Below are 19,291 nucleotides of genomic sequence, written 5' to 3'. Positions count from 1 at the left end.
GGTGAAACAGATGTCTGAAGTAGAAACAATGAGATTGCCTCTTCTTGCCCTTCGCGGCTTGATTGTCTTTCCAGGGATGATCATCAATCTTGACGTAGGGCGGGATCGCTCTATCAAGGCTGTAGAAACGGCTATGGCAACAACGAAACGGATTCTTTTGGTGACCCAGAAAGCAGCTGAAGAGGCTGATCCGACGGCGCAAGACTTGTATGGGTTCGGCGTTGTTGCAGAAATCAAACAGATGCTCAAGATGCCAAACGGCGCGATGCGCATCCTCGTAGAAGGACTTTATCGTGTAGAGGTCATCTCTGTCATCGATGAAGTTGGGATGAACTTGGAAGCCCATGTAGAAGTCAAAGAGGATACGGATAATAGGGGCAATGAAGTGGAAGCCCTGAAGCGTATGCTTGTAGAGACTTTTGAACAATGGGTGCTGGCAAGTAAGAAAGTGACAAGCGAAGTCATGCTGACCTTCAAGGATCAGCCTGATGCAGGCCGTGTCGCCGATATGATTGGCGGTTATTTGACCATTGATGTGCCGGAAAAGGAAAAACTCCTCGAAGCCATCAGTGTCAAGGAGCGGCTGCACCTTTTGTATACCTATCTGTGTAAGGAACTGGAAATCGTTACCCTTGAAAAGAACATTTCCCAGCAGGTCCGTAAGCAGATCGAACAGAATCAGCGTGAATATTATTTGCGAGAACAGATGAAAGCTATCAGCAAGGAACTCAACGAAGGGGACGAAAAGCAGTCCGAAGTGGATGAGTACAAGGCAAAGATGGCAAAATCGAATCTCCCGGAAGAGGTCAAAAAAGCCCTTGACAAGGAACTTGATCGGCTTCTCAAGATGCCCCCCATGATGGCTGAAAGTGCTGTCATCCGCAGTTATCTTGATACTTGTCTGAGTCTGCCCTGGGGCAAGATGACCCAGGATAATTACGACATTAAAAAAGCTGCCCAGATCCTTGATAAGGATCACTACGGCTTGAAGAAGGTCAAGGAACGGATCCTGGATTATCTTGCTGTCCGTGCCCTTACCAAGAGCAACCGTGGCCCTATTATCTGTCTTGTGGGTCCTCCCGGAGTCGGGAAGACGAGCCTTGCCCAAAGCATTGCCCGTGCTGTGAATCGAAAGTTTACCCGCATTTCCCTGGGTGGCGTCCGGGATGAAGCGGAAATCCGCGGTCATCGCCGAACCTATGTAGGCGCCCTGCCGGGCCGTTTGATCCATGGTATGATTGAATGCGGGACCGATAATCCGGTCTTCCTCCTGGATGAAGTGGATAAGATGGGAGCGGATTTCCGGGGAGATCCGGCCTCAGCCCTTCTTGAAGTCCTTGATCCGGAACAAAACAGCCATTTCAGCGACCACTACATTGAGTTTGCTTATGATATGTCGAATGTTTTCTGGATTGTAACGGCAAATACCGTCGAGACAATTCCGCCAGCCCTTTTGGACCGGTTGGAAGTCATCCAGCTTGACAGTTATACAGACGAAGAAAAAATCAAGATTGCCCAGCAGCATCTTTTGCCAAAAGAACGAAAACTCAGTGGGCTTCTTGCTAAGAACCTCACTTTGTCCCCCAAGACCTTGGAGCATATTATCCGAGACTATACGCGGGAAGCAGGTGTCCGTAACCTCGAACGCAAGATTGCCACTATCTGTCGTAAAGCAGCCCGCCGGATTGTTGAGAAAAAGATTGAAAAGGTTTCTGTCGGTGTGGCAAACCTCAAGGAATTTTTAGGACCTGCTGTCTATCTTGAAAGTGATATGAAGGCCAAAGCGGCTATTGGCGTCTGCACAGGTCTTGCTTGGACAAGTGTAGGCGGCGAGCTCCTCAAGATTGAGGTGGTTGTCTGTGAAGGCAAGGGCAAGCTGGTCCTCACGGGCCAATTGGGCGATGTCATGAAGGAATCAGCCCAGACTGCTTTTACCTATATTCGGTCCCGGGCCAAGGAGCTGGGCCTTGAACCGGATTTCAATGAAAAAATCGACATCCACATCCATGTCCCGGAAGGCGCTATCCCGAAAGATGGTCCGTCTGCAGGCATTACGATGGCAACGGCCATGGAATCGGCTCTTACCAAACGAAAGGTCAAGGCGGACCTTGCCATGACTGGTGAAATCACCCTAACCGGTCAGGTCCTACCCATTGGCGGACTTAAGGAAAAGGTCCTTGCAGCGGCTCGTTACCAGATCAAGACGATTCTCTTGCCTCGTCAGAACGAACAGGATCTGGAAGAGTTGCCTGATCATGTTAAGAAATCCATGAAGTTCATCCCTGTAGATCACATGGATCAAGTCACGAAACTTGCTTTGGAGGCATAACAATTATGGTAATGACGCAGTGGGATATTGTCGGCGGCGAATTTGTCGCGTCAGCCGTCAAGGCCACCCAGTACCCGCAGGATACGGTGGATGAAGTTGCATTTATTGGTCGCAGCAATGTAGGTAAATCTTCCCTGCTCAATTCGCTGGCAAGGCGAAAGGGATTGGCTCGCGTCAGCAGTTCTCCTGGTAAGACCCAAACGATTAATTTCTATTCTTTTCGTGCCAAGAAAACAACGGAGAAAGAACCGCTGCGTCATACCTTTTATGCAGTGGACCTGCCAGGGTATGGTTTTGCCCGGACCAGTCAGAGCCAAAAGAACCAGTGGTCTGCTTTTATCTGCAAGTATATGGAAAATTCCCGGGACCTGAAGCTTGTCTGTATCCTTATGGATATCCGTCACGCACCCATGGAAAGCGATATTGACTGCTACCAGTGGCTCCTTAGTCTGGGAATCCCTCTTATGATTATTTTGACGAAGTCGGATAAGCTCAATAAAGGAGCTGTGGCGGCTCAAAAGGAACTTTATAAGAAAACTTTTGGTCTTGATGATGATCGCATCCTGACCTACACCTCGACGGCCCACACAAACCGGCGAGAACTAATCGAACGGATTTTGGCTACGTTGGGACACTGAACCCCATGATCAAAGGCCGGCAGCAAGGAATTGATATCCTTTGCTGCCGGCCTTATCCCTTTTATCTTGTTTTTCGCAGACGTTCCAGGAATTGGGTGAGGATGCGAGCCGTAATGCCCCAGATGAGCCGTTCTTTATAACGATAGAAATAGATATCGTAGGAATGCTGCATGACCCAATCTTCCTTTTCCGGGGTTTCAAGTTCCGGCGGGAATCCTTCCAGCCGTTTGGATCCAATGGCCACCTTGCCTTTTTTCGGGGTGAGGGAAAGGAGTGTTTCTACTGGAATCGTGAAAAGTTCTGCAACCTCGTCTTGCTCAATGGTGAGAGGGCAATCTTTGGGGAGGATTCCCACATAGGGATAGATCAGGGGACCCATGACGCCATAAAAGTAATCGAGCGGGCCCAGGAGTGTAATTTCATTTTGGGGGATTCCCAGTTCTTCCGATGTTTCCCGAAGGGCTGTATCGCTGAGGTTCCGGTCCATGTCCTCTCGATGTCCGCCGGGAAAACAGATATCGCCTGGCTGCCAGGTAAGCGCCGAGGAACGGACTTCAAATAAGATTTCCCACCCCTTAGGGCCTTCAATGAGAGGTAGAAGGACAGCTGATTCCCAGATATGGAGTGTACTGTCAATGGAAGATGGTTGGGAAGGGATGATCCGGCGCAGTGTGTCTATTGCTTGAAAAGTCATAGGTGGGGATATCCTTTCGTTAGGGTTTCCTATAGTGTAACTGATTTTCCCTTTTCGGTAAAGAGACGAAAAAACTTGACAAGGACCTTTCCATGATTTATAATACAGGGAAACATAAAGCACAAGTCGGGTTACCGACCGGGCCGAATAGGCAGCAGGTAGATAAGGCATCTGCGGGACACAGCAGCGTTCCGCAGGTGTTATTTTTATCCCGTGTTTTTTCTTACATTTTCTGAGAATAGAAAGGTGATCAGCGTGAGACGGTCCTTGAAACAACAGTCCTCCAGCGATATTGCGATGCACGTTTCCTACGTAAGTATCCTTGTCAATCTAGTCCTTAGTGTGGGTAAATTTGTAGCCGGCATCATGGGCCATTCATCGGCCATGATTTCTGATGCCATTCATTCCGCTTCCGATGTTTTCAGTACCATCATCGTAATCTTTGGTGTCCTTTTGGCTAGCCGTTCCTCAGATGCAGACCATCCTTATGGACATGAAAAGCAGGAATATGTTGCGACCCTCTTTCTGGCCTTTGTCCTTATGTTCACAGGCCTTGGCATAGGCTATGAAGGGCTTCAGTCCATCCTCCATAAGACGTATCTAGACCGTGAATCGCCGGCCCTGATTGCCATGGCAGCTGCCATTGTTTCTATTGTTACCAAGGAAGCTATGTTTTGGTATACCATCAGGGCTGCAAGAAAAATCAACTCCGGTGCCCTATCGGCAGATGCTTGGCATCATCGCAGTGATGCTCTTTCTTCGATTGGGTCCTTCATCGGAATTTTGGGGGCGCGTATGGGTTATGGCATCATGGATCCCTTGGCTTCTGTTGTCATCTGTTTGATGATTATCCATGCCTCGATTGGTATTTTTCGGGATGCTTCCGATAAGCTCGTCGACCATGCGGCCAATGGCCGTACCATCGAGGAAATGAAAAGTTTCGTTATGAAGCAGTGTGGCGTAACCGGGATCGATTCGCTCCGTACCCGTATGTTTGGTGCTAAGATGTATGTCGATATCGACATTGTTGCCGACGGGAACCTGACCCTTTTTCAAGCGCACCGCATTGCTGATGAAGTCCATGATACAATTGAGCGGCATTTCCCGGAAGTCAAGCACTGCATGGTCCATGTTTCGCCGGATCCGGAAATTGCTGCAAAAGATAATACGAAAACAAATATTTTTTGCCCCATCGGATCCAATCGGATTACAGGGGAAAGCTAACCTGAAATTTGAAATGAGGGAGGGCGATGAGAATATGAGAGGCTTATATTCTCATCGCCCTCCTTTTTTTGGGAAAAAGGCAGTGGCGGAAGAAAATGAGGATCTTCTTTATAGGGGATGAAGGCGGGACTTCTACCTGGTTCAGTCAGATAAGGCGTAAGGAGCATAACTACTTCAGTGCGCGTTTTTTTGCGAGACCGAAAGGTAAAGAGATTCCCTAACAGGGGCAGTTTTGATAGGAGCGGGATGGTTTCCAGACGTTTTTGTTCCTCATCACTGATCAGGCCGCCGATGACGAGGGTTTCGCCTTCCAGAAGACGAACATTCGTATCCGCCGTTCGGCTTGTAATCCGGTAATTGTGGAGCTCTGAAATTAGGGTTGGGGTGCTGACTTCCGTATGGACCGAAGCCGTGATAACGCCATCAGGACCGACAATGGGGGTGTAAGAAAGGCGGATACCCGCATCTACATATTCTGTCGAGGTTGTCGTGGTGCCGTTGGAAACTTTTTCCGTAACGACAGGGATATGGTCACCAATGAAGATTTTTCCTTCTTTTCCTGGCACGGTGACAATGCGGGGCGTGGCAAGGACCTTTGCCTTTCCTTTTTGACAGAGAGCAGAAAGGATGCCTTGAAAGGAGCCCGTATAGCCATGCCCAAGATGGAAGGTACCGCCATCTGTTTCTTCGCTATTTTGCTGCGGCAGTCCGCTCCATTTCCACTGGAGGCCCAATTCGCGGGAGGCGTCTTCCTGCAGGGAGAGAATTCGGGCTTCCAAGGTTACCTGTTTTTGCAGCCGGTCCATGCGGGCAAGGACCTTTTGGGCCCGCGCTTGATCTCCAGGACTTCCCAGCACAAAAAGAGTATTGCTTGTCTGATCAAAGGATAGGGGCGCCTTGATGAGGGGCTTCAAGGTTTCAGCCGCTTCCTTTGCTGGAACGTAGGAAAGAGGGTAGGCTGTGAGTGCACCGAACCCTCTTTCCATGGTCCCTGCCGGAGCTACGATGGTGACGTCCCCGACTGTTTCAAGGAAAAGCCCTTGGGAAGCGGCAGCAAGACGGAGGGCTTCTTCGTAAGGCACGTCATGAAGGGTGAGGGAAAGTTCCCCCGTAAGGGCTTCAGGAAAGACAATGTTTTTTCCACTCATGGAAGCCAGGGAACGAAAGACTTCTTCGGTCGGCGCTTTTTTTACGGATAGACTGACCAAGGGACCGGCAAAGGCTCTGCCGCATACAAAAAGTAAAAGGCACAGGAAGAAAAAACGTTTCATGGAATCACCTCACCAACGGGGATGACCATATTGTTCCAGATGATCGAATCGGAATGGATGGCGCGCACTTGCCCTCTTTGTGGAATCTTATCCATGGTTTCCAGCAGATAGGTCTTTTCTGGGCCTATGAAGAGTGCTTTGCGGCATCCGTCGACCGTGAGGATTCCGCTAAGGCGCAGCATTGGGCTTTCAGTCTTTTCCCTTTTCCCAAAAGGGAAAGGGGAATCATCTTTAGCCGTAGGAAAGGGATGCGGCACAGGGGAATGGGAATGAAACAACCCTTCAAAAGGATCCCTACGGGGCGGCACAAGACCTGCTTTTTCTTCTTTCTGGGGGAGTACGGGTATAATGGCAGGCGGTGGGGAAAGGGGCTCATTGGGCAAGGAATCTTTTGGACGGAAGATGAGAACGCCAATAAGAAGCGGAAAGGGAAAAAGGAAGAAAATTCTTTTTTTTCTTTCTTTCAAGGCTTTTTTCAGGGCTGATGGATGAATCATTATTCCTCCTTTGAAAGATATGACAGAAATATTCAGCTTTTTTTAGAAAAGTATGATACTCTATTAAAAGAACGCTTAATAACGTCTTTTATTATACTGATTCCTGTTCTTTTTTCCTACCCCGATTGATTAAAAGGGGGGCGCTTCATGGTAAAAGGCTGTTTTCTCGTGACGAACGTCCCTTTTTTCGCATTATCTGCTTTATTATATGGAGGAATGATGATGAGCCAATCCCAGACACAGCAAGCCCCTTTTTTTCAAGAGGCGCTTTTTTCCAATGCCGGCAGAGATGATGGAAATATCATTGCCGCTTCCAAGAAAATCCTTGAAGTCTGTCTGGATCTGTCTGTCAGCGATGTCCATTTGGAACCGCAAAAAAATGGACTTCGCATCCGCGGACGCATGGATGGTGTCCTGCAGGACCTTATGCGGATTCCACCGGTCATGCAGGATGCTTTGATTTCCCGCTATAAAATTATGGCCCGCATGGATATTGGAGAAAAACGCCTGCCCCAGGATGGCCGTATCCAAATGACTTACCAGGACCGTTCCATTGATATCCGTGTTTCTTCCCTTCCTACGCTTTACGGAGAAACGCTTGTCATGCGCCTTTTAGACAGTGGAAAAGGTCTTTACTCCCTGGACCATCTGGGGTTTTCAAAAGAAAACCTGGAACGGCTTTATCAGCTTCTGCATGAACCTTATGGACTGATTCTGGTAACCGGACCGACGGGATCGGGGAAATCTTCAACGCTTTATGCCATTTTGCAGGCCCTCAATGAATCCGGTCGGAGCCTTGTTACCGTGGAAGATCCCATCGAATATCAGATTGACGGCATCAGCCAGGTTGCCGTGCACCCCAAGATTGGCCTCACTTTTGCCAGATGCTTGAGAAGCATCCTCCGACAAGACCCGGACCTGATTGTCGTAGGTGAGATCCGTGATCGGGAAACGGCAGAAATGAGTGTCCATGCCGCGCTCACCGGTCATCTTGTCTTCAGTACGCTTCATACCAACACCGCGGTTGGTGCTGTAAGCCGTCTTCTTGACCTAGGGGTTGATTCCTATCTTGTGGCTTCGGCCCTGAAGGGAATTGTGGCCCAGCGTCTTTTGCGACGGCTCTGCCTCCAGTGCAGGACGGCCTATGCCGTTGGGGAAAATAGTTGGGAAAGGACGTATTTTTCTCTCAAGGGGCCGCTTCATCTTTTCCATGCGTCCAGCTGTGCCCATTGCCGAGGAACGGGATACAGCGGGCGTCTTGCGGTTCAGGAAGTTTTTCCTTTTGACGAGGCGTGCCGTCAGGCTGCTGCCCGAGGACTGGGTGAGAAGGCCCTGCTTGAGCTTGGTCGTCAGCAGCAGGTTGCTTCCCTTTTCGAAGATGGCCGCGCAAAAGTTCTTGCTGGAGAGACCTCGCCGGAAGAAATGCTTCGCGTCTTAGGCCCCTTAGAGAAGAAATAACCACTGCCTCTGTTGTTTTTTGGACGCTTTTTGGATAAGATAGGTGCGGAGAGCCCTTATTTTTCTTCCAACCAGTTCGTTTCACTCGATTTTATTCAAAAAGGAGATTTCTTATGTGGCTTTTATGGAATTTGTTTGACCTTGCCGGAACCCTATCTTTTGCTGTTTCCGGTGCCATTGTGGGTGCTGTCAAACGGATGGATATTTTTGGCATTTCCGTTCTTGCCATCCTGACGGCAGTAGGCGGCGGTATGATTCGCGATGTCTTGTCCGGTCATATTCCTCCGGCGGCACTGCGCAATCCTGTTCCCATAGGACTGGCCCTATTGGCTGCTATTGTAACCAGTTACTGTATCTCTTCGTACCGTTTGGAGGGCCGGAGAAAAAAGTTCCTCAATCTTCTTTATATTGCTGCTGATACCATTGGCCTTGCTTCCTTTACGGTTACAGGAACCATGGTCGGTCTTTCGGATGGAGAACCAGAATCCTATATTTTTCCTGTTGTCCTAGGACTTTTAACGGCAGTGGGCGGTGGTGTCCTGCGGGATCTCATGGCGCAAAAGATTCCTGTCGTCCTTGTAATGGATGTTTATGCCACGGCTTCTATTGCGGGAAGTATCATGATCTGTCTCTGTTGGCGTTTTGGGGCCATGGATCTTGCCCCTATCATTGGGGCCCTTGTGGTAATCATTCTCCGCGTGCTTGCCGTGCAGTTTAAATGGCAGCTCTACCGACCGGTAAAGTAAAATAGAGGTAGGGAAGAAGGACATTCATCCTTTCTTCCTTGCCTCTTTTTTATGTATGTTCTTGTCCTCTCAGCTAGATATGACGAGGCCAAGATGGCCATTGCCGACAGTGGTCGATTCTCCCTCAAGCTGCTTTGAAACGGGATTTTTATTGCGGTTGTCTTGATAAGAAATGTGAACTTGCTATGGCATGCAAGGCTGTTGGTTCACTTGAATGTCTGTGTCTTACGTTTTTTCTGGCTTTTTGCAGCTTAGGTTTTGATGGGGACAGATACGAAGATCCATCGGCCTCGGTGACGAAGCAAACGTGCTGCTTGTCACAGTGATCCAACCATCGTGTTTTTTTCAGTTATCTAATTTGGAGGGGAACAGATTATCCAGATGCCAGCAAAGAAGCTGCCGACTGACAATGCGGATGGGCCGATATGCGGATATGCGGCGTAAGCCTGTGCTCTTTCCGCTAACAAACGTAAAAATTCCTGAAAGTGGATCGAACGGCGACGGTATTTGGAGGATGACTTTGGAATGAGAGTGTGGTACGAGGCTTTTTGCGAAACATCATGCCCCCATTATTTTCAGAAGTATCTTTTTTAAGCAATGGGGCAAGTAACCCCATCCAATCGGAACGATTTTGGCACTGCCCAACAATGAATCGCAAAATTTCACCGCATCCGCAAAAGCTTTGCGCAGTCGGTTAAGGGGGAGCTTCCGCGGCATATCCCAGGGCAAGGGCACAGATTGGTTCGCAGCGGCTTTTTAGTGTGTGGCATAATTTCAGGGCAGGCAAAATAAGTATTGCAGATCCAGAGACTGCCAAGCTCCAGACTGTCAGCCGTAAGACACCCATTTTCGACGGCAGCGTCAATGGACGGGGCGTAGCAAATTCCCGATACCCGTTCGTCCCAGCTGAGGGTGTGATCCAGACGGCAGCCTAGATCATTCATGACAAAGATCAGGACGGGGGCCTCTTTCATGATTCCTATTGTAACGATGAAATGCTGGGCTGACGATTCTTGGAAGCCGGGGCCAGCAGACCGGTTTAGAGGATTTGTTCTACAAAGTCCTGGGGAACGGGGCTATGCTTATAGTTTCGGATGCTGCGCCGCAGAGCGATAGAAGCAATCATGCTGAAAATCCTTTCCTCGTTGATTGAAAAAAGGGCTGTGAAGAAACGAGATGATCATTTCCTCACAGCCTCATTGAATTGTATTACCGCATATTGATGAACTGGACGTCGATGCCGAAATCATCACTGCGGATGAGTTGGATGACGGCCTGCAGATCATCTTTTTTGGGCCCGGAGACCCGGATTTGATTATCCATTTGCTGGGTCGTGACTTTGATCTTCGATGCCTTGATGGCAGCAATGATCTTTTTAGCGGTTTCCTTATCAATGCCCTGCTTTAAGGTGACTGTTTGGCGGACCGTTCCTTTCGCAGCCGGTTCAACCTTACCGGGTTCCAAGGCACGCAGGCTGAGCCCCCGCTTAGCCATGCGCTGGCGCAGGATGTCAAGGATGGCGCCTAGCTTGTATTCGTCTTCTGCGGTCATCTTGAGGCTTTCATCAACAAGTTCAATGGCAGCGGCTGATCCCCTGAAATCGTAGCGTTGGGAAATTTCTTTTCTCGTTTGGTTCAGGGCATTGTCAAGTTCCTGCATATCCAATTGGGAGACGATGTCGAAAGAGCTGTTTTTTGCCATGTATAAGTTCCTCCTTTGGCATTTTCCTGTAGTTATGGATTGACGCGGACGGAAACTTCAAACATGCGGTTCCAAGGAAACTCGATGGTATAATCGGTTCCTTTTACGTCCGGTTCATCACTGATGTAGGTCTTGAAGAGCCGATTTGTCCGGCTAAGGATCTTGTTATAATATTTTCCAAGATCATACTTGAGTTTTACATTGTGACGGTCCATTTCAAGGGACACACGGTAACGCACATTGGCTTGATAGATCCAGTCATCAAGGAGCCGGATCTTGAGCAGGCGGAGCCGGTCTGGTTCAGACATTCGTTTGGCCAAGATTCCTTGGGAAAGGGCAAAGCCGATGCTGTTGTCCGATGTATTCCATCCAGAATAGGCCGTAAGGTCAAGCAGGGCTTTTTTATGGGAGAGCGCTTCCATAAATCCGTTATCGGCGCCATTGGCATAGGCAATGTCGGCCAAGGCAATGGGCTTCATGCGTTCAAGGTCCGCAATCTGGGCAGCAAATTCCTTGTTGGCGCGGTTGCTGTAGGGGGCATTCTCATTGGCTGTGGAATCGCGGCAAATACCATCATCCGGTGTGTTGACTGCAAGGATGAGGTCTGCTTTTTTAGTGCTTGAAGCAATCTTGCCGCCAATGGCGATAATCTGGTTATGTACCGAATTTTCGGCACTTTCATCTGTATACAAGGGAACGGTGCTGCCTCCTGTCCCAGGAGCAAAAAGTGGATAGACTGCGGGCTTATCGCCGCGGATTTCGTTGATGGCCCGCGTGACCAAGGTGAGTCCCAGCTGGTCGACTCCAGGGACAATTTGGAACTGTTTCTTATTCATGCCGTTTCCCAAATTTTCCAGGATGCGTGCTTCCATGTGGGTCTGGGAAAGGGGGGCGTCATCATCCTTGCCGATGGCAAGAAAATGAAAGCCATCCCGCTGGGCCATGCGGATAAGGCGTTTATTGGTCTGGAGATTCACCAGACGCCTCGTACGCCAATCCTTTAGATCATTTGCCGGAATGGAAAGGGTCAGCTGGTTTTTTTCCCGCTCTTCTGTTTCCGTAAGGCCTTCCATGTCCTCCTTGTCCGCCAGTTGGGAAAGACGGAAGATCTTGGGCCCATATGTCTCATAATAGGCGGGTTCAACAGAGGCCACACTTTGACGGGGCGTCCGCATGATTGTACTGAACGCGTAGATCTTAAGGCCAGGATTATTTTTGTGGAGCGTGTCGAGGCGCACAATTTTTCCCCGGAGGTATTTTTCCAGGTGATGATGCTTCCTTGAGGCGACAAGGCCCCCGTAGTTGAGACTGTCCGTTGCAATGACAGCGGCCTCGGCGTGAGGGGCTTCGGTTTCCAACCATTCCCAAAGGCCCTCGTTGTCGCCGACGCTCTTATGGTTGGAAAGATATTTCTCCGGTGGGACAGTCAGGGGATAACCGGCTGCTTTGGCCGTATCGACCGTATATTCAAGGTTTACAGGACGGTTGTCCAAGGGAATGTAGATGATCTTGGGAGAGGCAGCCGCAAGGCCTGAAAATAGTAAGAGCGCTGCCGCGCTTCCTAAGAGATATTTCTTGATCTGCAAGAGCTTCCATCATCCTTTCTGGGAATGGAACCGGCTATGTTTCATCATCGTAATGAAACTATTATATCGTATTTGTCTCATTTTTTCACACCTTTTGTGATTTTAGCCGGCCTACGCTTTCATCACTGTGGAAAGCCGCCGCAGTCAGGGGAAAAAGAGGAAGAACCGTATCCCCTAGTACTCTGATGTGGTATAATGAGCAAAAGGACATTGCCTAAGAAGGGAGATGCCCTTGGTTTTGTATGCCTTCTTTAACGTGAATCAATCTTCTAAGAATATAAGGAAGTTGGGGGACAGTACCTCTTGCTTCATTTTTATGGAAAGGAGCCCTTTCATGGACTTTCAATTGGAAGCCCCCTTTGCACCGTCCGGTGATCAGCCTGAGGCCATTGAGGCCCTCGTCAAAGGGGTGAAAGAAGGAATGGATACGCAGGTCCTTTTGGGGGCAACGGGTACTGGCAAGACTTTTACCATTGCCCAGATGATCCAAAAGGTACAGCGGCCTACCTTGGTCATTGCTCACAATAAGACCTTGGCAGCCCAGCTTGCTAGCGAATTCAAGGCCTTTTTCCCACATAACGCAGTGGAATACTTTGTATCCTACTACGATTACTACCAACCCGAAGCCTATATTCCGGCAACAGATACCTATATTGAGAAAGATTCATCCATCAACGATGAAATCGATAAGCTGCGCCATTCTGCAACAAGTGCGCTGTTTGAGCGGCGTGATGTCATTGTTGTCTCTTCTGTTTCCTGCATCTATGGCCTAGGTGCACCAAAGGATTACTATGACAGCGTCCTTTCCCTCCGTGTTGGGCAAGAGGTCGATCGCGATGCCATCTTGGAAAAACTTGTCAAGATTCGTTATGAACGAAATGACCTGGTCCTGCAGCGCGGTTCTTTTCGGGCCCGCGGTGATGTCATTGAAGTCATTCCTTCCAGCTACAACGAAAAGGGCATCCGTATTGAGCTTTTTGGTGATGAAGTGGACAGCATCATGGAAATCGATGTCCTTACAGGAGACGTAATCGATAAAAGGACCCATGTGGCCATCTTCCCAGCGAGTCATTATGTGACCAGTGATGAGAATTTGGAACGGGCCCGCGGAGATATCCGGAAAGAACTGAAGGCGCGGCTTACCGTCCTGCATGAAGAAGGAAAACTCCTTGAGGCCGAACGCCTCGAACAGCGGACCAATTATGACCTTGAAATGATGGAAGAAATGGGCTATTGCAGCGGTATTGAAAACTATTCCCGGCATTTGACAGGACGCAAGGCTGGGGAGCCGCCTTTTACGCTGGTCAATTATTTCCCAGATGATTTTCTTACTGTCATTGATGAAAGTCATGTGACCCTGCCTCAGCTGCGGGCCATGTACGCAGGCGACCGTTCCCGTAAGGAACAGCTTGTAAACTATGGATTCCGCCTGCCGTCAGCCCTTGATAACCGGCCCTTGACCTTTGATGAATTCCAAAAGGAACGGGGACAGATTATCTATGTGTCTGCAACTCCGGCAGCCTATGAACTGGATCATGCCGAGCAGGTTGTAGAACAAATTATCCGTCCGACAGGCCTTCTTGATCCGAAAATCGAGGTTCGTCCCATCAAGGGTCAAATTGATGACCTTCTGGGAGAAATCCATAAAGTGGCGGAGGCCGGGGAACGCATCCTTGTCACGACCCTCACAAAGAAAATGGCTGAAGACCTGACAGAGTACCTTGCCGCGTCAGGAATCCGTGTCCGTTATCTCCATAGTGATATTGCAACCATTGACCGCGCCGAGATCATCCGTGATCTTCGGGCAGGGGAATTTGATGTCCTAGTCGGCATCAACCTCTTGCGCGAAGGGCTTGATATGCCGGAAGTTTCCCTTGTGGCTATCTTGGATGCTGATAAGGAAGGGTTCCTGCGCAGCGATACTGCAATGATCCAGACCATTGGCCGAGCCGCCCGCAATGCCCACGGCCGGGTCATCATGTATGCCGATGTCATGACTGGATCCATGCAGCGTGCCATTGAAGAGACGGAACGGCGGCGGGCCAAGCAGGAAGCCTATAACAAAGCTCACGGGATCGTGCCGAAGACCATTGAAAAGAAGGTCGTGGAGCTCATCAAGCTCACCAAAGTGGAAGAAGACGGCGGCACTGTGAAAGCAGGCGGCGTGGATTCCCTGAAGAAGCTTTCTGAAAAGGCCTTGCAGAAACAAGTGAAACTTATCGAAAAGAATATGAAAGCAGCCGCCAAGCAGCTTGATTTTGAACTGGCGGCTGAATATCGTGACCAAATGATTTTGATCAAAGGAGAAATCAGTAAACGCCATGAGCGAAAATGAAATTGTCATCCAGGGGGCGCGTCAGCACAACCTAAAGAATATATCCCTGACGATTCCCCGCAATAAACTCGTTGTCATTACAGGACTGTCGGGCAGCGGCAAATCGTCCCTTGCTTTTGATACCATCTATGCCGAAGGCCAGCGGCGCTATGTGGAATCCTTGTCAGCCTATGCCCGCCAGTTTTTGGGACAGATGGATAAGCCTGATGTAGATTATATTGGCGGCCTCAGCCCCGCAATTTCCATTGACCAGAAGACTACAAGCCGCAATCCGCGGTCTACGGTGGGAACGGTAACGGAAATCTATGATTATTTGCGTCTTTTGTTTGCACGCATTGGCGTGCCCCATTGTCCGCATTGCGGAAAGGTCATTCAGCGCCAAAGTCCCCAACAGATTGCCGATAAAGTCCTGGAACTGCCGGAAGGTACGAAATTTATGGTCCTGGCACCCCTTGTATGGGGCCGTAAGGGAGAGCATAAGCAGGTTTTCAATGAAGTCCGCCGTGACGGTTATGTACGGGTCAAGGTGGATGGGAAAATCCGTACCCTTGATGAGGACATCACGCTTGATAAGAAAAAGAAACATTATATTTCTGTCGTTGTCGACCGTCTCATCAGTCGGCCAACCCTTGCCGGGCGCCTGTCCGAATCCTTGGAAACGGCTCTGAAACTTGGCGAAGGAACAGTGGAAATCGAAATAATTGGCGGCAAGACTGAAGTCTACAGCGAAAAGTTTGCCTGTCCGGACTGCAACATTTCCCTTCCGGAGATCGAGCCCCGTCTTTTTTCCTTTAATGCTCCGTATGGGGCCTGTCCGGACTGTATGGGGCTTGGCATGCATATGGAATTTGACGTGGATCTTGTGATCCCGAACAAGGACGTGCCCTTTGAAGACGGAGCCATTGCCGCCATGAGCAGCAACCCGAAGTCCTATTTTCTTTGCCAGTTTGCCGAAGTCTTGAAATCGCGGGGGTTTTCCCTTAAAAATACGTGGAACGACCTTCCTAAAAAGGTGCAGAAAGAGCTGCTGGAAGGAATCCCTGATGAGCACTTTACCTTTCTTTATGAAAACCTTATGGGAGAGGTCCATCCCCATACGACCGCTTTTGAGGGAATCATTCCTATTTTGAAGCATCGGCTAAAGGATGCCATGAGCGAAAGTCAGCGTCTTGATTATGAATCCTTTATGACGGCCATTGAATGCCACACCTGCCACGGGGCCCGACTGCGTCCGGAAGTCCTCGGAATTACGGTGGGTGGACGCAATATCAATGAAGTGTGCCAAATGCCCGTCAGGGAATGCCTGAAGTTTTTTGAAGAGCTTTCCCTCAGCGACCGTGACGCTTTCATTGCAAAGGAAATCCTTAAGGAAATTCGGGCCCGCCTTTCTTTCCTTAACAATGTCGGTCTCGATTACCTCACCCTTAGCCGGGCAGCGGCTACTCTTTCCGGCGGCGAGGCCCAGCGGATCCGCCTTGCAACACAGATTGGTTCCGGGCTTGTCGGTGTACTCTACATCCTTGATGAACCGAGTATCGGCCTTCACCAACGGGATAATGACAAACTTCTTTCCACCCTCAAGCATCTTCGTGATTTGGGAAACACCCTCCTTGTTGTCGAACATGATGAAGATACGATGCTTGCAGCTGACCAGATCATCGATATTGGACCTGGCGCCGGCGAAAACGGGGGACAGGTTGTTGCTCAGGGAACAGCAAAGGAAATCATGAAGGTCAAAGGGTCTGTCACAGGCGATTATCTCAGCGGTCGGAAAAAGATTCCTGTTCCCAAGGTCCGCCGTAAAGGAAATGGCAAGAAAATAATAGTCAAAGGGGCACGGGCCAACAACCTTAAAGACATCGATGTCTCCATTCCTTTGGGGACCCTGACCGTTGTGACCGGTGTCAGCGGCAGCGGCAAGAGTACCCTGGTGAACGATATTCTTTACCGCGGCCTTGCCCAAAAACTCAAGGGGGCTCGGCAGCGCCCCCTTGCCCATGATAGGATCATGGGGGTCCAGTATATCGATAAGATCATCAATATCGATCAGAGTCCTATTGGACGGACGCCTCGTTCCAATCCGGCGACCTATACGGGAACCTTTGATCTCATCCGAGCCCTTTTTGCAACGACGAATGAAGCCAAGGTTCGGGGCTATAAACCAGGCCGCTTCAGCTTTAATGTAAAGGGCGGCCGCTGCGAGGCCTGCCATGGTGACGGCATGCTGAAAATTGAAATGAATTTCCTTCCCGATGTCTATGTCCCCTGTGAAGTCTGTCGGGGCACGCGATATAATCGGGATACGCTTCAAGTCCATTATAAGGGCAAGAATATTTCTGATGTCCTTAACATGACCGTTACGGAAGCCTGTGATTATTTCAGCAACCATCAGCGAATCTTGAAGAAACTCCAAGTCCTTGAAGATGTGGGCCTGGGCTATATCCGCCTGGGACAGTCGGCGACGACCCTGTCCGGCGGGGAGGCGCAGCGCATCAAACTTGCGGCGGAACTCTCCAAGACCAATACGGGACGGACGCTCTATATCTTGGATGAGCCAACGACGGGACTTCATATGGCTGATGTCCATAAGCTGCTCCAGGTCTTGGAACGCCTGGTTGATTCGGGCAGTACGGTTGTCGTTATCGAGCATAATCTCGATGTCATCAAATCGGCCGATTATCTCATCGACCTGGGTCCGGAAGGCGGGGACAGGGGCGGCAGCATCGTTGCTGTGGGAACCCCCGAAGAGCTTGCTGCGGTACCGGAATCCTACACAGGACAGTATATAAAGAGGATCCTTAAATGAATGAACGCATTGCTGAGACCTTGAAGGTCCTTCCCGATGCGCCCGGCGTTTATATCATGCATGATGCAGCGGGCCGGGTTATCTATGTCGGCAAGGCTGTCATCCTAAAGAATCGAGTGCGGAGTTATTTTCGCAAGGCAAGTCAGGTTTCCCCGAAAGTGCGGGCCATCAATGCCCATGTTGATTCCATTGAGACCATTGTCTGCGCCAGCGAAATGGAAGCCCTTATCTTGGAATGCAACCTCATCAAGAAGTACCGGCCCCGTTATAATATCGAGCTCAAGGACGACAAGACCTACCCCTATCTCAAGATTACGGTCGATGAAGCTTATCCCCGTATGTACATTACGCGCCGCGTTCAAAAAGATGGAGCCAAGTACTACGGCCCCTATGCCGATGTAGGGGCCTTAAGGGAAACCATGCGTCTCATCCGTTCCATGTTTCCCCTGCGTCACTGCCGCAGCATGAATGTCAAACGGCCCTGCCTCCAGTACCATCTTCATCGCTGTCTGGCTCCTTGTACGGGAAAGGTCCCCCTTAGTGAGTATAGGAAGCTCGTTGATGAGGTGCTTCTTCTTATGGATGGGAAGGTCACGGAACTGCGGCGCCAGCTGACGAAAAAAATGCAGGACGCGTCGGACAAGATGGAATATGAAAAGGCAGCCCAATACAGGGACTCCCTTCTTAGCCTCAATAAGCTGGAAGAATCCCAGAAAGCAACGACAGAAAGCGGGGACCGTGATGTCATAGGTCTTGCGGTGGATGACACAGGAGTCTGCCTGGAAGTCTTCTTTGTGCGAAATGGTAAGATATTGGGCCGGGACAGTTTCTTTCTTGATGATGAAAAAGGGGAACCCGCAGCAGAAATCCTCTCTGCTTTCATTAGGGAATATTATCAGGAAGAGCATCGGCCCCCCAAGGAAATCATTACGTCAAGCGGCCTTTTTGATAAGGACCGGGCCCTGCTTTCCCAGTGGCTTACGGAGAAAAATGAGAAAAATGTCACCATCCTTGTCCCTCAGCGGGGCATTAAGCATGATCTCATCCTCATGGCGGAGGAAAATGCCAAGAAAAACCTTGATGAACGTCTCCGGAAGGGACGACTTGCTCTAAAGCCGGCAGAAGAGGCTGCTGAGGACTTGGCTCACGCCATCGGCATGACAGGCCCCTTGGAACGGATGGATTGCTTTGATATATCCCATAATCAAGGGGCGGAAACTGTGGCATCCATGGTGGTCTTTCGCAATGGCAGCCCTTCGAAAAAGGATTATCGGCGGTATAAACTGCGTTCTACAGAAGGCAAGCCGGACGATTTCAAATCCATGCAGGAAGTCGTCTATCGCCGGTATAAGGACGCGGAGGATATTCCCAGTCTCATCATCATAGATGGAGGCAAAGGACAGTTAAGCTCGGCTCTTGAAGTCATCCGCGGTGTGGGGCTTGGAGATGTACGCGTTATCGGTCTTGCCAAAAGGGAAGAGGAAATTTTTACGGAAGGGGCCCATGAAAGCATCCTTCTTGATAAATCCTCAGCGGCTCTGCATCTCATCCAGCATATCCGTGATGAGGCCCATCGCTTTGCCATTACCTATCATCGGAAAAGGCTTGCTAAGCGCAATCTTGTTTCTGTCCTTGATCATATCGAGGGGATTGGCCCTAAACGGCGGGCTGCTCTCTGGCAGCGGTTTGCTTCTTTGGAAAAGATGCGGGAAGCAAGTGTTGATGATCTTGAAGCAGTTCCTACCATGACTCGGACAGCTGCGGAAAAACTCTTTGCTTTCCTGCATGCATCTGCTTCTGATAAAAGAACATTTATTAAATAAAAATTACTTTAAAAAATTTTGGTCAGTTGTAAAATGAACTTGAACAGTTAATCAAAAAATATAAATCCATAGTGAAGCCTCATGCTAAAATGGTTTTGCGAGAAATCATCAACAAAGGAGCAATCACGATGGATCACATCCATTCTAACACAATTGAGGACGTACGTATACCCGGCCGCCATC

Annotated in this window: 14 protein-coding genes; 8 read left to right on the top strand and 6 right to left on the bottom strand. The window is 49.6% G+C overall.

Going from position 1 to position 19,291, the window contains the following annotated elements; genetic code table 11:
* Positions 1–10 precede the first annotated feature (10 nt).
* Positions 11–2,329, top strand: coding sequence for an endopeptidase La (lon, locus tag QZQ08_RS04175; protein ID WP_296328298.1), 2,319 nt, complete (start codon positions 11–13; stop codon positions 2,327–2,329).
* A 5-nt stretch (positions 2,330–2,334) separates the two neighbouring features.
* Positions 2,335–2,967, top strand: a complete 633-nt coding sequence (yihA, locus tag QZQ08_RS04170) for a ribosome biogenesis GTP-binding protein YihA/YsxC (RefSeq protein ID WP_009015630.1) — start codon at positions 2,335–2,337, stop codon at positions 2,965–2,967.
* 61 nt (positions 2,968–3,028) lie between these two features.
* Here the strand turns inward: yihA and QZQ08_RS04165 are convergent, their stop codons facing one another.
* A complete protein-coding gene (locus QZQ08_RS04165) occupies positions 3,029–3,661 on the bottom strand; it encodes a CoA pyrophosphatase (RefSeq protein ID WP_296328293.1) in 633 nt (210 codons plus the stop codon).
* Between the two features lie 297 nt (positions 3,662–3,958).
* On the opposite strand from QZQ08_RS04165, the gene QZQ08_RS04160 reads away from it, so the two are divergent.
* Positions 3,959–4,885 (top strand): cation diffusion facilitator family transporter, encoded by a 927-nt coding sequence (locus tag QZQ08_RS04160; protein ID WP_045171816.1) that lies wholly within the window; start codon positions 3,959–3,961, stop codon positions 4,883–4,885.
* Here QZQ08_RS04160 and QZQ08_RS04155 read toward each other — a convergent pair.
* Together QZQ08_RS04155 and QZQ08_RS04150 are read right to left on the bottom strand one after the other, a co-directional pair.
* Entirely contained in the window at positions 4,882–6,156 is a 1,275-nt protein-coding gene (locus QZQ08_RS04155) for a type II secretion system protein GspD (RefSeq protein ID WP_009015627.1), read from the bottom strand. The two genes, QZQ08_RS04160 and QZQ08_RS04155, sit on opposite strands and share 4 nt — an antisense overlap.
* Positions 6,153–6,653 (bottom strand): hypothetical protein, encoded by a 501-nt coding sequence (locus QZQ08_RS04150; RefSeq protein WP_009015626.1) that lies wholly within the window; start codon positions 6,651–6,653, stop codon positions 6,153–6,155. Before QZQ08_RS04150 ends, QZQ08_RS04155 begins: the two co-directional genes overlap by 4 nt.
* A gap of 216 nt (positions 6,654–6,869) precedes the next feature.
* On the opposite strand from QZQ08_RS04150, the gene QZQ08_RS04145 reads away from it, so the two are divergent.
* The gene (locus QZQ08_RS04145; RefSeq protein WP_226828494.1) at positions 6,870–8,111 is read left to right on the top strand and encodes a GspE/PulE family protein; all 1,242 of its coding nucleotides are present in this window, start codon (positions 6,870–6,872) and stop codon (positions 8,109–8,111) included.
* A 113-nt stretch (positions 8,112–8,224) separates the two neighbouring features.
* Positions 8,225–8,857 carry a trimeric intracellular cation channel family protein gene (locus QZQ08_RS04140; RefSeq protein WP_009015624.1) on the top strand — a complete coding sequence of 211 codons (633 nt, stop codon included), beginning with the start codon at positions 8,225–8,227 and terminating at the stop codon, positions 8,855–8,857.
* Positions 8,858–9,519: 662 nt separating this feature from the next.
* Here QZQ08_RS04140 and QZQ08_RS04135 read toward each other — a convergent pair.
* The 3 genes from QZQ08_RS04135 to QZQ08_RS04125 all read right to left on the bottom strand — a co-directional run bounded on the left by QZQ08_RS04135 (position 9,520) and on the right by QZQ08_RS04125 (position 12,144).
* The gene (locus QZQ08_RS04135) at positions 9,520–9,831 is read right to left on the bottom strand and encodes a hypothetical protein (protein WP_022227222.1); all 312 of its coding nucleotides are present in this window, start codon (positions 9,829–9,831) and stop codon (positions 9,520–9,522) included.
* A gap of 235 nt (positions 9,832–10,066) precedes the next feature.
* Positions 10,067–10,558 carry a YajQ family cyclic di-GMP-binding protein gene (locus QZQ08_RS04130; RefSeq protein ID WP_009015622.1) on the bottom strand — a complete coding sequence of 164 codons (492 nt, stop codon included), beginning with the start codon at positions 10,556–10,558 and terminating at the stop codon, positions 10,067–10,069.
* Between the two features lie 32 nt (positions 10,559–10,590).
* Positions 10,591–12,144, bottom strand: coding sequence for a DUF4127 family protein (locus tag QZQ08_RS04125; RefSeq protein WP_009015621.1), 1,554 nt, complete (start codon positions 12,142–12,144; stop codon positions 10,591–10,593).
* Positions 12,145–12,478: 334 nt separating this feature from the next.
* Between QZQ08_RS04125 and uvrB the strand changes: the two genes are divergently transcribed.
* From uvrB to uvrC, 3 genes are read left to right on the top strand one after another with little or no spacing between them, the layout of a single operon-like run.
* Positions 12,479–14,479 (top strand): excinuclease ABC subunit UvrB, encoded by a 2,001-nt coding sequence (uvrB, locus tag QZQ08_RS04120; RefSeq protein WP_016459752.1) that lies wholly within the window; start codon positions 12,479–12,481, stop codon positions 14,477–14,479.
* Positions 14,466–17,285, top strand: a complete 2,820-nt coding sequence (gene uvrA, locus QZQ08_RS04115) for an excinuclease ABC subunit UvrA (protein WP_009015619.1) — start codon at positions 14,466–14,468, stop codon at positions 17,283–17,285. The genes uvrB and uvrA overlap by 14 nt, the downstream gene beginning before the upstream one ends.
* Entirely contained in the window at positions 17,282–19,108 is a 1,827-nt protein-coding gene (gene uvrC / locus QZQ08_RS04110) for an excinuclease ABC subunit UvrC (RefSeq protein WP_009015618.1), read from the top strand. The genes uvrA and uvrC overlap by 4 nt, the downstream gene beginning before the upstream one ends.
* The last annotated feature ends 183 nt before the right edge of the window (positions 19,109–19,291 follow it).

Origin of the sequence: uncultured Acidaminococcus sp. (assembly GCA_900538365.1) — a bacterium.
Taxonomy (GTDB): Bacteria; Bacillota; Negativicutes; order Acidaminococcales; family Acidaminococcaceae; genus Acidaminococcus.
This window is presented reverse-complemented; position numbering and strand designations above follow the sequence as displayed.